This window comes from Sulfitobacter sp. W002 (assembly GCF_025142135.1).
Lineage (GTDB): Bacteria > Pseudomonadota > Alphaproteobacteria > Rhodobacterales > Rhodobacteraceae > Sulfitobacter > Sulfitobacter profundi.
The window spans coordinates 2,912,089-2,925,119 of record NZ_CP081126.1 but is presented as its reverse complement, the minus strand read 5'-3'; the positions used below and the strand labels follow the sequence as shown (position 1 = coordinate 2,925,119).

Annotated in this window: 12 protein-coding genes; 5 read left to right on the top strand and 7 right to left on the bottom strand. The window is 61.5% G+C overall.

Going from position 1 to position 13,031, the window contains the following annotated elements; genetic code table 11:
• Positions 1–169: 169 nt before the first annotated feature.
• Together K3758_RS14420 and K3758_RS14415 are read right to left on the bottom strand one after the other, a co-directional pair.
• Positions 170–418 carry a DUF6552 family protein gene (locus K3758_RS14420; RefSeq protein ID WP_067622820.1) on the bottom strand — a complete coding sequence of 83 codons (249 nt, stop codon included), beginning with the start codon at positions 416–418 and terminating at the stop codon, positions 170–172.
• Positions 408–1,112, bottom strand: a complete 705-nt coding sequence (locus K3758_RS14415; RefSeq protein WP_120351790.1) for an SDR family oxidoreductase — start codon at positions 1,110–1,112, stop codon at positions 408–410. Before K3758_RS14415 ends, K3758_RS14420 begins: the two co-directional genes overlap by 11 nt.
• 118 nt (positions 1,113–1,230) lie before the next feature.
• Here K3758_RS14415 and K3758_RS14410 point away from each other — a divergent pair, with 118 nt between their 5' ends.
• Complete coding sequence (locus K3758_RS14410; RefSeq protein WP_259946185.1) at positions 1,231–2,118, top strand: LysR substrate-binding domain-containing protein; 888 nt, start codon at positions 1,231–1,233, stop codon at positions 2,116–2,118.
• Positions 2,119–2,594: 476 nt separating this feature from the next.
• Here K3758_RS14410 and K3758_RS14405 read toward each other — a convergent pair whose 3' ends face one another.
• Entirely contained in the window at positions 2,595–4,184 is a 1,590-nt protein-coding gene (locus K3758_RS14405) for an ATP-binding protein (RefSeq protein WP_259946183.1), read from the bottom strand.
• A gap of 293 nt (positions 4,185–4,477) precedes the next feature.
• Between K3758_RS14405 and K3758_RS14400 the strand changes: the two genes are divergently transcribed.
• On the top strand, positions 4,478–5,332 hold the full coding sequence (locus K3758_RS14400; RefSeq protein WP_259946181.1) for a fumarylacetoacetate hydrolase family protein: 855 nt from the start codon (positions 4,478–4,480) through the stop codon (positions 5,330–5,332).
• A gap of 60 nt (positions 5,333–5,392) precedes the next feature.
• Here the strand turns inward: K3758_RS14400 and K3758_RS14395 are convergent, their stop codons facing one another.
• From K3758_RS14395 to K3758_RS14385, 3 genes are all read right to left on the bottom strand, one after another.
• Positions 5,393–7,465, bottom strand: coding sequence for an ATP-binding protein (locus K3758_RS14395; protein WP_259946178.1), 2,073 nt, complete (start codon positions 7,463–7,465; stop codon positions 5,393–5,395).
• Positions 7,466–7,627: 162 nt separating this feature from the next.
• The gene (locus tag K3758_RS14390; protein WP_259946176.1) at positions 7,628–8,491 is read right to left on the bottom strand and encodes an alpha/beta fold hydrolase; all 864 of its coding nucleotides are present in this window, start codon (positions 8,489–8,491) and stop codon (positions 7,628–7,630) included.
• On the bottom strand, positions 8,488–8,625 hold the full coding sequence (locus K3758_RS14385; RefSeq protein WP_259946174.1) for a hypothetical protein: 138 nt from the start codon (positions 8,623–8,625) through the stop codon (positions 8,488–8,490). Before K3758_RS14385 ends, K3758_RS14390 begins: the two co-directional genes overlap by 4 nt.
• Before the next feature lie 111 nt (positions 8,626–8,736).
• On the opposite strand from K3758_RS14385, the gene K3758_RS14380 reads away from it, so the two are divergent.
• On the top strand, positions 8,737–9,342 hold the full coding sequence (locus K3758_RS14380; protein WP_259946172.1) for a LuxR C-terminal-related transcriptional regulator: 606 nt from the start codon (positions 8,737–8,739) through the stop codon (positions 9,340–9,342).
• Positions 9,343–9,352: 10 nt separating this feature from the next.
• Here K3758_RS14380 and K3758_RS14375 read toward each other — a convergent pair whose 3' ends face one another.
• Positions 9,353–9,502 carry a hypothetical protein gene (locus K3758_RS14375; protein ID WP_259946170.1) on the bottom strand — a complete coding sequence of 50 codons (150 nt, stop codon included), beginning with the start codon at positions 9,500–9,502 and terminating at the stop codon, positions 9,353–9,355.
• 365 nt (positions 9,503–9,867) lie between these two features.
• On the opposite strand from K3758_RS14375, the gene K3758_RS14370 reads away from it, so the two are divergent.
• Together K3758_RS14370 and K3758_RS14365 are read left to right on the top strand one after the other, a co-directional pair.
• Entirely contained in the window at positions 9,868–12,384 is a 2,517-nt protein-coding gene (locus tag K3758_RS14370; RefSeq protein ID WP_259946168.1) for a PAS domain-containing protein, read from the top strand.
• Position 12,385: 1 nt separating this feature from the next.
• The gene (locus K3758_RS14365; protein ID WP_120351783.1) at positions 12,386–13,024 is read left to right on the top strand and encodes a response regulator transcription factor; all 639 of its coding nucleotides are present in this window, start codon (positions 12,386–12,388) and stop codon (positions 13,022–13,024) included.
• Positions 13,025–13,031 lie beyond the last annotated feature (7 nt).

Sequence of the window (13,031 nt, the reverse complement as noted above, 5' to 3'; positions counted from 1 at the left end):
CTCTCGCGGTTACCCTTTGATAGGAAATATGGGGCAGCGTTCGCGCTGTGCAAGGCAAGTGGCGGCGGGAGAGTTTGGGCCACGGTCCCGCCACCGGATGCGATGTGCCGTTAGGCCGGGGCCGTTCCTGCGGGGCGAGTGGATCATCCCGCAGAGAACAAGGGGCCCGCTACTGGCTCGCCATCCCCGCCAGCATCGCGGCCATGGCAACAAGATGGACCAGCGTTATCGCCCGATCATTCCAAAGCACCCCGACGATCAGCCAGCCCAGAACTCCCACCACAAAGAGGTAGAGGTTCCAAGGCGTCCAGCCAAAGCCGGTGGCGGCATAGCCAAGGATCTGGATCACCGAAGCCACCCATTTGACCCAGAACGCCAGCTGCGCAGGGGCCGCGCGCGCGATCGCCTCAGACGCCACGGGTCAGCCCGCCGTCGATGCGCCAGTTCTGCCCGGTGACATAGGCGCCGCCTTCGGAGGCGAGCCAGCCGATCAGCGAAGAGACTTCAGCCTCGGTGCCATAGCGCCCCATGGGGATGCGCGCGCGGCGGTCTTCGGTCTCGGGCAGGCTGTCGATAAAACCGGGGAGGACGTTGTTCATGCGGATGTTTTGGCCCGCGTATTGATCTGCATAGAGCTTGGTGAAACCCGCGAGCCCGGCCCGGAAGACGCCTGAGGTGGGGAACAGCGGGTCCGGCTCAAAGGTGGCAAATGTCGAAATATTGATGATCGCGCCGCCGCCCTGCGCCGCCATGATCCGTGTCACCAGACGGGTGGGGCGGATCACGTTCATCAGATAGACATCCAGCCCGCCGTGCCAGTCTTCGTCGGTCATCTCTAGGATGTCGCCTTTCGGCCCGTGTCCGGCGGAGTTCACCAGCACATCGACGCGGCCCCAGCGGTCCATCGCGCCATCCACCAACTGGGCCAGCGCCTCTTGCGATTGGTTCGAACCGGTGATGCCAAAGCCGCCCAATTCGGCGCCAAGCGCCTCTCCCTTGCCGGAAGAGGAGAGCACGCCGACCTTAAAGCCATCAGCGGCCAGTTTGCGGGCCGCCCCCGCGCCCATGCCGCTGCCGCCTGCGGTGATCAGGGCTACTTTTTCTGTTGTCATCGGATATACTCCTTATGCTGTGCAGCGATTGCGCTGCGGTGTTATGGTCTTTCAATTAGGCATGGTAGGCCGTGCTGGCCAGCCAGATGCATTGTCGTATGACTGTAGGAATTCTATCGTGCCCACAGACTTTCCACTGCCGCCCCTGAACGGCCTTCGCGCCTTTGCCGCGGCGGGGCGTCATATGAACTTCCGCGCCGCTGCGGATGAATTGGGCGTCACCCAAGGTGCGGTCGCCCAGCAGGTGCGCGGGCTTGAGGATCATCTGGGGCTGCGCCTGTTTCTACGCGAACCGCGCGGCCTTGCCTTTACCGACGAAGGGCGGGCCTATCATGCCTCTGTATCGCGGGCTTTTGAGCAGTTGAGCGAGGCGACGGATGCCCTGCGCAGCGCGCCCGCGCGGGTGACGGTCAGCGTGACACCGACTTTTGCGTCGAAATGGCTGATCCCCCGCTTGTCAGACTTCACCGAAGCCCATCCCGGCATCGACCTGCGCATCACGGCGACGGAGCGGGTGGCGAGCTTTCATGCGGATGGGATCGACCTTGCCGTGCGTCAGGCGCGTCCGCCTTTCGGTGCCAGTCTGCGGGCTGATCTGTTGTTCGCGCAGGAGGTTGTGGCGGTTTGTTCGCCCAGTTTGACGGCTGAGGGCACGCCACTGGATGCGGTAGGTCTGGCGCGACTGACCCTGCTCCACGACACGCATGATCTTTGGCCGCGTTTTGCGCAAGAGGCGTTTGATAGCGCCGTAAAACCAGCGCGGCGGCTGCGGTTTAACCAAACAACTCTCAGTCTGGATGCCGCTCTCGCCGGGCAGGGGGTGGCGCTGGCGAGCCGCTTTTTGGTCCAGCGCGATCTTGAAGCGGGGCGGTTGGTTTGCCCGGTGCCTCATGTGATGGAGGTCGGGCAGGATTTCTATCTGCTTTCTCCGCGCCAAGGGGTCTCAAGCGCTGCGATCATCGTGCGCGATTGGCTTTGCACGGTGGCAAAACGCGAGGCAGGTTAGCCCGGCGCGCGGGCCTTAAGGCGTAGGAAGCTGTCCTCCCTTGCCAAAACATAGTGCTTTCGCTCTCCCCCGCGTCCAATGTGCGCTCGGATTTCTCGACCGCGCGGGTGAGGGCCATCTTCGGTCAACGGATTTCGCCAACCCCACACCGAAGACGGCCTTCCCTCGTTGCACTTTCTGCTCAGCGGTCTGTCGAAACCTTTTGGTTTCACGTTTAACACTGTGCCGATCCGGTCATTGGGTAGAGGCGGAAAATATCATCGCCCATTGGGATGAGGGCGTGGCGCTGGCCTTGCCAGCCCGACCGATCCGGACCAGCGCGGGGCGGTCTTATGATGGATTTGCCCGATCATATCGAGGCTGCCGATGTGGTGGCGCAACTGGCGGCGGTGGTCAGACCCTCGCGGGGACCGACCGCACGGGGTACGCGCTCCGGGCTCTCTTGGTCTAGCGTTTGGGGATCCTACGATGTGCCGTCAGGAGGCGGCCACCGCATCGGGCCGCCCTTTGAGAGTGGGGAAATCCACGAAAAAGGTCGTGCCCTCACCCTCGGCTGTTTCAAAACGGATTTCGCCGAGGTGCTGATCCACGATGGCTTTGACGATGCTCATGCCCAGCCCATGCCCTTCTTCGACGCGGTAGCTGGACCCGCGGGAAAACCGGTCGAACAGGACCGGTTGCAGCTCCAACGGCAAGCCGCTGCCGTGGTCCTTGACCCAAAACCCGGTGCCATCCTCCGACAGGCCAAGCTGGACCGTGCCCCCTTCGTCAGAGGCTTTGATCGCGTTGGACAACAGGTTTGACAACAGCCGCATGAGCCGCCCCTCGTGCAGCCGCAAAAGCGGGGCGGGGGCCTCGGACGGGGTCATTTCCAAACCGACACCGCGCTCTTTGGCGTAGGCGACCAAGGTCTCTGAGGCTTGGGCCAACAATGGCGCCAAGGGGCGCTCTGAAAAGCCCGATTGATCCGGTCTGCGCAGGGTCTCTACATCCAGAATATCCCCCACCATCTGATCGATTGCCCGCGCGTTGCGCAGCGCAAGTTCCAGCAGCTTGCGCTTTTGCGGCGGCAGGTCGCCGGGGCTGACCTCAAGCAAGCGCAGGGCCCCGGTAAGCGCGGTCAGCGGTGTCTTCATCTCGTGGCTGACCGTGGCGATAAGCTGGTCCTTGGCGCGCTCAAATTCGCGCTGTTCGCTGACATCGCGCACCACGCCCAGATAGCCCAGATGCTCGCCGCGATCAGTCTCGACCTTGGCGGTGGCGACTTGGCCTTCGAAGGTCGAGCCATCGGCGCGACGGCAGGCAACGGAAAACGCGCCCTGCGTGCTGGCCGTGCTGGCATTTGACAGCTCTTCGCCTATGCGCTCATAGCTGCCGAGGGTCTCGTAGAGAACGGCCGTCTGCCGCCCCAAAAGCGCGTCGGGGGCATAGCCGAAGAGGGTTTCGACCGCCGGGTTCACCAGCGCCACACGGCGGTTGGGGTCGGCCATGATGATGGCCTCGGGCACGGCATCCACCATTGCCTTGAGCAGCCCGCGCTGTTCGCGCAGTGCGCGGCGTTCGGATTGCAGGGACAGCTCGCTGCTCAGCCACCGGGCGAGGAAGTGGACGAATTGGGTCTGCGCCTTGCTAAACGGGGCCGGGCGCGGGGCGGTGCCGGAAAAGTTCAACGTCCCAAACAGCGTGTCCCCGGTTTCCAGCGGGGCCCCGATATAGCTTTCCAGACCGAAATTCTCATAACACGGATGGGTCGAAACCTCTTGCTGACCGGCGTGGTGGAAAGAGGTCACATCGGCATTGGCAAGCGTGTACAGGCAATAGGTGCCATTGATGTCAAAGGTGCTGCCGGGGGCAGGCGCCCAGTCAGGGCCGTGGACATAGACACATTCGTAAACCGGATGATCCACGCGAGAGACGATGCCGAGTTCAAGACCAAGCGCCTCTGTGCCCAGTTGCAAGAGTTTGGCGATCTTGTCTTCGACGGAAAGATCAGGCTCGACAGCAAGCATATAGAGTTGCCGCAGCGGATCATCGAAATCCGCCAAAGCGTTGTAAAAGTCGTTCATTATTGCCTCTGTCGTGGTCTTTGCACCTGACTTGGCGAGAAGGCAGATGTTTGACCCAAGGTATCCCCCTTACGCTCTGCTGCCAATGCCGCAGCGGGTGAATTGGGGCAAGAATGGGGCTTTTCACCCCGGTAATGCAGATAATTGTGGATTATCGGACGGGAGAGGGCGGCTAAGCGCGGCAAGTCCTGCCTCAGGAGGGCAGAAACCGGTGACCTTTGCAAAGCGGTGGTCATCGCCGTTTCTATGGCTATGGTACCGCCAACGAGGGTCGCCAAAGGGGAGAGTTGACCATGCGATTGATGCGATACGGGGCGCGTGACGGGGCAAAAACGCCGGTGGTGCTGGATGCTGCAGGGCAGGCGCGGGATGTCAGCAGCCTTGTGCCAGACTTCACGCCCGAAACCATTCCGACATTGCGCAAGATGTTGGATGGCGTCGATCTGGAAAGTCTGCCGCTGGTCGAGACCCAAGGCCAGCGTATCGCTGCACCGGTCAGCCAGCCGCGCAACATCTGGGGCGTGGGGTTGAACTATTCCGACCATGCGGCGGAATCGGGCATGGACGTGCCGACCGAGCCGATCCTGTTCACCAAGGCCAGCCGCACCTATTGCGGGCCGAATGATCCGCTCCTTTACTCCAAAGAGATGAGCAAGCTCGACTGGGAGGTCGAGTTGGGCGTGGTGATCGGCCATACCGCGTTGAACGTCAGCCGTGATCAAGCGCTGGACCATGTGCTGGGCTATTGCGTCGTCAATGACGTGTCGGAACGCGCTTGGCAGGCCGAACGGGGCGGTCAGTGGGTCAAGGGCAAGAGCTTTCCCAACTTTTGCCCCACGGGGCCGGTTTTGGTGACGGGCGATGAGGTGGGCGATCCCGGCAAACTGTCGCTCTGGGCCGAGATCAATGGCGAACGGCTGCAAAACGGCACGACCGAGAAGATGGTTTTTGATGTGGCGACGATCGTTTCCTACATGTCCGAATTCATCCAGCTAGAGCCCGGCGATCTGATCTGCACGGGCACCCCACCGGGCGTGGGCATGGGGTTCAAACCGCCACGCTACCTTAGCCCCGGCGACCGGGTTCGGTTGAGCGTCCAAGGGTTGGGCGAGCAAGAGCAGGTGGTGGAGCGGCTGCCCTCGCGCTGAAGCGGCCAGCCGCCACGGGTGCCACCGGCGAGGGCACTGGCGCGTGACAGGATCGGGTGTCTAGGCGACCTCGGCCTCGCGCGCTTCGGCGGCGGCGACAGCGATGGCGGGGCGCAGGGGCAGGGTCAGCAAAAAGCTGCTGCCCTTGCCCATGATGCTGGTAGCGACAAGGCTGCCGCCATGGGCCGTGGCGATATCGCGTGAAATCGCTAGGCCCAGCCCGGTGCCGCCAAAGCGGCGGGTGGCGGTGGAATCGACCTGATGGAAGGGCTCGAAGACGCGCTCCAACTCGTTTTCCGGGATGCCGATGCCCGAATCCGTCACGCGGAATTCAACCACTTCCCCGCGGATGCGGCAGGTCAGCGAAATGGTGCCTTGGTCCGAGAATTTTGTCGCGTTGCTTAGCAGGTTGATCAACACCTGCTGGATGCGTTTGCCATCCGCCAGCATCACGCCGGTTGCCGATTTCACGTTTAGCTCCAGCCCCTTGTCTTCGATCATCGGGCGTAGCTGATCGGCGGTTGGGGTGACGATATCGTCGATCTGCACTGGTTCCATCGCGATCGAAAGGCTGCCTGCGTCGATCTTGGCAAAGTCGAGCACCTCGTTGATCAGGGTCAGCAGGTGATTGCCCGAACGCTCCACCGTTTGCATGATATCGCCCAGTTTGCCCATCGTGGCGGACAGTTTGGGCGCCAGCGTTTCACGGGTCTTGGGGTCCGCCTCGATAGCGGTGCAAAGGTCGCGCGCTGCCGGGGTGCGGTCGAAATGCCGCGCAAGGCGGACATGGCCCAAGATGACCGTCAGCGGCGTGCGCAACTCATGGCTCAGCACGCCCATGAAATCGGTCTTGGCCTTGTTCGCGTCTTCGGCGGTCAGCAGCGCCTTTTTCAGATCGGTCACGTCAATGCGCAAACCCACAACGCTGCCGTCCTCCATCCGCCGGTCCGAGGTGCGGATGATGCGGCCATCGGGCATGCGCTGTTCGGTTTCAAAAGCGCCGTTCTCACGTTTTTCCAACCATACGCGAATCCACTCTTCTTCCTTGCCGACGGCATCGGGCACGATCCCACGGCGGATGCTGTCACGGACAATCTTCTCATAGGATGATCCGGGCTTTACCACCTCGCTATAGTCGTGGATTTCGCGGTATTTTTCGTTGCAAAGCACCAAGATGCCCTTGGCGTCATACATGACAAAACCATGGTCCAAAGCCTCGACGCCCGTGCGCAGCCGTTCTTCGGCAAGTTTGCGGTTTTCGGCCAAGCCGATGATATACCAAGCAAAAATGGTGACCCCTAGGGCGCCTTGCAGACGCAAAATCCAGTTCAGCCAGAAGTCGGGACGATGCTCTGGCCAGCCGCCTTTGACGGTTGCGGCCAATTGCCAAGCGCCGAAAGCAAAGTTGAAATCGAGCTCGATGGGGTCGATCAAAGTCAACTCGGGGTCGCCGATGATCGTCTGTTCAATCTCTCCCTCGGGGGTCAGCTCGCGGATGGCCAGATCGTATTTCTCGGCCAGTTCGGGGATCCGCAGCTGCGTGACGAGCGCGTCGTAATCCACAACCATGGAGAGGATGCCCCAAGGTTCGTTCGGGGCGGCGGCGGTGCTGGTTGAATCAAAGATCGGATGCCGCAGGATCAGCCCGCGCCCGCCTTGCACCAGATCAACCGGGCCGGTCACCAACCCTTCACCGGTTCGCAGGGCCTCTTCGACCTTGGGCAGTTGCGCCGCGTTTTGGCGGTAGTCCAGCCCCAGCACGCCGCGATTGGCCTCATAGGGGTGGACGATTGTCACGACGAGGTCGGGGGCCACGGCGAGGTTAATCACATCCGGGTTCTCGGCCATGAACTCGGCCGCGCGGGCGCTGAATTCGGACTGGGTGATCGTGGGGTTCTCACTGATGACCGTGGCCAACTCACGCAGCTTCAGGATCTGGTCAAAGATATCCGCGCGGATTTGTTCGCGGACTTCGATCAGCTCTAAGGTGGTATCAAGCTCCAGATTCTGCATGTAGGTCTGATAAGACAGGGTCTCGATCCGGTGGCCAAAGCCCAGAACAACGCCGCACAACACGACCAGAACGATAATCCGTTTCGCACGCTGAGACAGCGCATTTCTCATTTTTTCCATGCCGGCTTTGCCCAAATCGGTCTCTGTCCTCCGCGCTCCGGCCTTCTTAGTGCCGAATACGCCCTTGGGGTATTAGACTGCAGGGGGCTTTGTTGACGCAAGGAAAATACCCGGATGCAGACAAATGCTGGGCAACAGCGTCAAATTTGCAAGTGACGCCCTTTATCCTTGGGGCGATTGACCCAGCAATTCAACCAAAACGCGGTGCAAAAGGGCGATATCCTGAGGGTTGGACATATTGGGTGCGTGGCCGCAGTCGGGGAATTCGCTCATCCCGGGCCGCGGGCCGCTTTGGGTCATGCGCTCTGCCGCCTCGGGCAGCAACAGGTCCGACCGGGCGCCGCGCAAAAGATGCGTGGGCGTGGTGGTCCGGTCCCAACGGTCCCAATTGGAAAGCTCATGCACCGAGGCGGTGAACTGCACGGTGATGCGCGGGTCATAATGCAGGGTCAGCCGCCCATCCCCTCGGCGGCGCAGCGAAGACCGCGCCATGCGCTGCCAATAGGCATCGGCCGCCGGGCCGAAGGGGGCATAGGTCTGGCGCAGCCACGCTTCACCTTCGGCAAAGCTGCCAAAGTCTGGCAGGCTGCCCACATAGGAGAGGATCCGGTTCACCGCCGTCGCGGGCAGTTCGGGGCTGATGTCGTTCACCACCAAGGCGCTGACCCGCGCGGTCTCGGGGCCCGAGGCTATGTGCATCCCGATCATGCCGCCCAAAGAAGTGCCAAACCACCCGGCGCGGTCAATCTGGAAGTGATCCAACACCCCTGTCGCGATGCGCGCATAATGTTCGACCGAATACTCCGCCTCAGGGCTGGCCGCCCAGCTTGACCGGCCACGTCCGATCATATCGGGGCAGAGCACGTGGAAATTTTGCGACAAGGTCGCGGCCACCTCGTCAAAGTCGCGCCCGGTGCGGGCGAGACCGTGCAGCATCATCAAGGCAGGGTTCTTGGGATCGCCCCATTCGGTGACATGGATTTCATGGCCCATGACGGGTATGAAATGGAAACGGGGGGAGGTCATCCGCGCGCGCCTTTCTGTATCAGGTTCAGCGCGCGGTTGGTGCTGCCATCCGCGCCGTCGGTGAATTGCGACAGCGGCGGCCTCCGCACCTGTGCGACCGGGGCCAGCGTGGTCATGGAACGGCGGCGATCCATCTGTGTGTCTTCATGGTATCCTCCCTAAACGGGCCAGCGCCATGTTGCGCCGTCTCCCCCCGTCGACTAGCTTAAGTTTTCAGCATCCGAAAAAGAAATAAACGGAGCAAGATGGTGGAAATACGTACCGATGATTGCTTCGAGACGGGGCGCTTTGCAGAGCTTGCCTTTGTGCATGCGCCCATCGGGCTGGTGGTGACCGAGAACCGCTGCATCCGCGATTGCAACAACGCCTTTGCGGCAATGTTCGGCTATGCGCGCGCCGACCTGCGCGACCAGCTTTTCGCCATACTTTACCCCTCGGATGAAGAGTTCGTAAACATCCGCGACCGGGGCGTGGACCAGTTGCGCAAGACCAATACCTATTGGGACGAACGCATCATGGCGCGGCGCGATGGCAGCCTATTCTGGTGCCGTGTGCGGGGCCATTCCTTCACGCCCGAACGCCCGCTCGACCGCGCGGTCTGGAGCTTTGCCGATCTCTCCGCCGAGCGGCCCTACCTGCCGCTTACCCGGCGCGAGCGCGAGATCCTGAGCCATCTGGCGGAGGGGCTGACCAGCAAGCAGATTGCGCTCAACCTCGATATTTCGCACCGGACGGTTGAGGTGTACCGCGCGAAACTGCTCAAGAAATTCGGAGTCAGCAATACCTCTGGCCTGTTTCATTCGCTGGGCGGCATCGACAGCGATCATGTGGTGTCCAACAGCTCAAAGTGACGCGCGGCGCTCAGCCCGCATCACTCTGCCGGTCGGCCTGTTTTGACTGCGTCGGGGGTGGGGCCGCCGCGTGGGACTGATCCTCATCGTCGGGTTCTTGGGTTTTCTCGGCAGCCTCGGCCATGGCATCGGCCTGAGCATAGAGACTGCGGATCTCCATCAGATCGGCTTTGGTTGGCGCCTTGCTCTGTTTCGTTGTTCCCTCAGAGGGGGGCGAGTCTGGGGTTTCACTATCTGTCACTGGCTAATCCGAATATTGAGCTTAAATCTCACGGCCAATCCCGTGGTGGGGCCTAGAGTACCGAAGGCAAATTTCGACGCCAATTGGGCAAAGCCCCAGCCAAATCAGGGTTATCCCCTACAGGGGCGAACAAGGTGCTGAAATTGCGGCAGATATTTTCACGTTACCATTTCAGTCAATCGTATATGCATCCGAAGACATGGTTAATGACCGCCTGTCAGGGTTTCCCCCAATAGACAGAGCGGCGGAAAAAGCCGAGGTTTCAACGGAAAGTAGAGGTGCGCATGAGTTTGGTCGCGGCGTTCACATTGATTGCGCTGTGCGGAATCGTCTTGTCCGGCGTGATGATCGCAAAGCAGGTTGGCGATGCGGTCAACCGGTTTGGCGTGGCTGGCGCGATCGCGGTTTTGTCGCTGTACATCGCCGTGGTGCTGGCGTCTGCGCCGCGCGGCGGGGCCTATAGCGACCCGGTCGAACTGGTCTTTGCGGTCGCCTCGTTTGCCGTTCTGGTGGCGCAGGTTTGGCGCGTGATGCGCAACCGACGCAAGCTTCAGGGCAGCGCAAATTCCGATGAGACCCGCAGGAAACTGCCCGATTTACTGAACGATGTGCCGGTGCAGGCGGCCTTTCTGACACCGGATATGACCTATGCCTTCGTCAATGATGCCTATAGCGCCTCCTTTGGAAAATCCGCCGAGGAGATCGTGGGCAAACACCTGTCGCAGATTATTCCGCCGGACCTGCTGGAGGAGGTGTCGGACAACCTCGAAAAGGCGCTGGCCGGGCGGCAGGTCACATGGCGTTTTGATTTCTCGCGCCCGGTGCTGGCCCGCTCCCAAGGGGCGGCGATCTATCAGCCCCTGTCCGACCGGGGGCAGGTGGTGGGGGTGCTGGTGATGATAATGGACCGTTCCGCCTCGCAGGACGCGGTGCATGACGCAGAGGTCAGCGCGGCGAAACACGCGCTCGCGGCTGAGGTGGCGGGAGTGGGCTATCTGGAATGGGATCAAGAGGGCGCGCTGGTTGATGTCTCTCCCGAGGTGGAGGCGCTTTTGGGCCGCGATGCGCAGAGCCTGCGCGAGATGTGGCAGCAGGGCCAAAGCTTTGTCGAGCCGCGCAGCCGCGCCACGATCCGCAGCAACCTGCATATGGCTGGCAGCCGCCCCCGCGACGTGGTCGAGAATGTAAAGTTTCTGGCCGCCAACGGTCGCCAGATCGAAGCGCGCACCTGCATTCGCCGCTTGAAACGGGGGCGTCAGGTGCATCTTTTGGCCGCGATCCAAGATGTCACGGATCAGCAAAACGTTCTCACCGATCTGGTGGAAAGCGAAACCCGCTTTCGCGATTTCACCGAAAGCGCGACCGATTGGGTCTGGGAGATGGACGCTGATGGGCGGTTCACCTTCCTGTCCGGAGGGGGCCGTCAAACCGATGCGGAAACCCCGATTTTCGCTTTGGGCAAGACCCTCGCCGAGGCCGATCTGGCGCGAGACCAAGGCGATTTCGACCAGCTTCAGCAAAGGTTGGCCGCCCGGGCACCGTTCCGGGACTTGCGGTTGGTTCTGCCCCTCGGGGATGGGCGGGCGCGGCAAATCGACATGTCGGGCAAACCCTTTTTTGACAGCCACGCCCAACTGGCGGGCTATCGCGGCACCTGTTTCGACATGACCGAAATCGCCATGGCCGAGACCGAACGCAAAAGCGCGCTGGAGGCGCTGGCACTGGCTTTTGAGACCATCTCGACCATGGTGGCGCTTTTCGACAGCAACGACCGCTTGGTCTATTGCAACGAGGAATACCGCGCGACCTACGCCGGGATGGACGGCGACATCATCGGAAAGCACTTTGACGAGTTGCTCGCGCATTTCACGCGAACTGGCACACTGGCCACGACCGCCGAAGGCAAGGTCCGCTGGAGCGAGCAGCGGCGCGATCGGCGCAACACCCCGGCCAAGTTCTTTCGCGCGCGGTCTTCCAAGGGGCGCTGGTTGGAGGTGACTGATTACCCCGTGGCCGCAGGCGGGCTTTTGACCATCGCATCCGACATCACCGAAAAGGTCGAGCGCGAAGAGCGATTGCACCGCCATGAAACGGCGCTGCAACTGCTCAACCGGCGCGAGACATTGGGCCAGATGACCGCTGCCATCGCCCATGAATTGAACCAGCCTTTAGCGGCTATTCACAATTTTGCCGCAGGCTGTGTGTTGCGGGCCAAGAACGACCAGCTTGAGAGAGAGGACATGATCGCCGTGCTTAATAATATGCAAAGCCAATCGGAACGGGCCAGCGCCATCCTGCGGTCCATGTCGAACTATCTGCACAGTGACGATGCCGACCGCCATGCGGTGCGCTTCGAAGATATTCTGCGCTCGGTGCAACTGTTGATCCAGCCGGAAAGCTCGGCCACCGGCGTTGCCGTGGAGATCGACGATCAATGTGGGGAGGTCGAGTTGACCTGCGCCCGGATCGAGATTGAGCAGCTTTTGATCAACCTGATCAAGAACGGCATTGATGCCTGCCGGGAAGCGGGTCGCCCTGATGCCGAAGTTTCGGTTTCTGCGCGGTGCGAGGCGGAGGAGATCGTGATCGACGTGGCCGATGCGGGCCGCGGATTTGCCCCGGACATGCCTGCGCAGACGGCCTTCAGCGCCTTCCGCTCGACCAAGGACAAGGGGCTTGGCGTGGGGCTGGCGATTTGCGAAACGATCGTTCTGTCGCATGGCGGGACAATCGCCGTGACGAAATCCGATGCAGAGGGGGCCTGCCTGAGCGTGCGTCTGCCGCTGGAGGTGCAAAAGTAAAATGTCAGAAAACGGGATCGTTTACGTCGTTGATGATGACGCCGCGGTGCGGGAGTCTCTGGTGTGGTTGCTGGGGTCTGTCGGGCTGCGCGCGATTCCATTTGCATCGGCGGCCGCGTTCCTCGACAGCTATGAGGACAGTGGCAACTGCTGCCTCGTCAGCGATGTGCGGATGCCGGGGATGAGCGGGCTGGAACTGCAAAAGGCGCTGAATGCGCGGGGGATCAAAGTGCCGCTGATCTTGATGACGGCCTTCGGCGATGTCTCTACCGCCGTGACGGCGATGAAGGCAGGCGCGGTGGATTTCATCGAAAAACCCTTCAACAACCAGAACATGCTCGACCTCATCAACACCGCCCTTCAGGCCGATGCCGCGCGGCGCAAGGGCGAAGAGGCCGAGGTAGAGAATGCGCAGCTGCTGGCCCGGCTCACCCCGCAAGAGCATCGGGTTTTTGAACGGGTGGTGGCGGGGCTCTCGAACCGTGAGATCGGCAGTGAGATGGATATCTCCATCAAAACGGTTGAGGTTCACCGCGCGCGAGTGATGCGCAAGCTTGAGGCGAATTCGGTCGCGGAACTGGTGCGCTTTCATATTCACAATGCGCCGCCCGCCTCAGCCGAAGACAGCGAGCGCGCGTAAAAAGCCC

Coding starts and splice junctions, on each gene's coding strand:
- K3758_RS14375 (WP_259946170.1), bottom strand. CDS start 9,502: ATGGAGATCCGCAGTCTCTATGCTCAGGCCGATGCCATGGCCGAGGCT.
- K3758_RS14370 (WP_259946168.1), top strand. CDS start 9,868: ATGAGTTTGGTCGCGGCGTTCACATTGATTGCGCTGTGCGGAATCGTC.
- K3758_RS14405 (WP_259946183.1), bottom strand. CDS start 4,184: ATGAACGACTTTTACAACGCTTTGGCGGATTTCGATGATCCGCTGCGG.
- K3758_RS14390 (WP_259946176.1), bottom strand. CDS start 8,491: ATGACCTCCCCCCGTTTCCATTTCATACCCGTCATGGGCCATGAAATC.
- K3758_RS14365 (WP_120351783.1), top strand. CDS start 12,386: ATGTCAGAAAACGGGATCGTTTACGTCGTTGATGATGACGCCGCGGTG.
- K3758_RS14415 (WP_120351790.1), bottom strand. CDS start 1,112: ATGACAACAGAAAAAGTAGCCCTGATCACCGCAGGCGGCAGCGGCATG.
- K3758_RS14385 (WP_259946174.1), bottom strand. CDS start 8,625: ATGGATCGCCGCCGTTCCATGACCACGCTGGCCCCGGTCGCACAGGTG.
- K3758_RS14400 (WP_259946181.1), top strand. CDS start 4,478: ATGCGATTGATGCGATACGGGGCGCGTGACGGGGCAAAAACGCCGGTG.
- K3758_RS14395 (WP_259946178.1), bottom strand. CDS start 7,465: ATGGAAAAAATGAGAAATGCGCTGTCTCAGCGTGCGAAACGGATTATC.
- K3758_RS14380 (WP_259946172.1), top strand. CDS start 8,737: ATGGTGGAAATACGTACCGATGATTGCTTCGAGACGGGGCGCTTTGCA.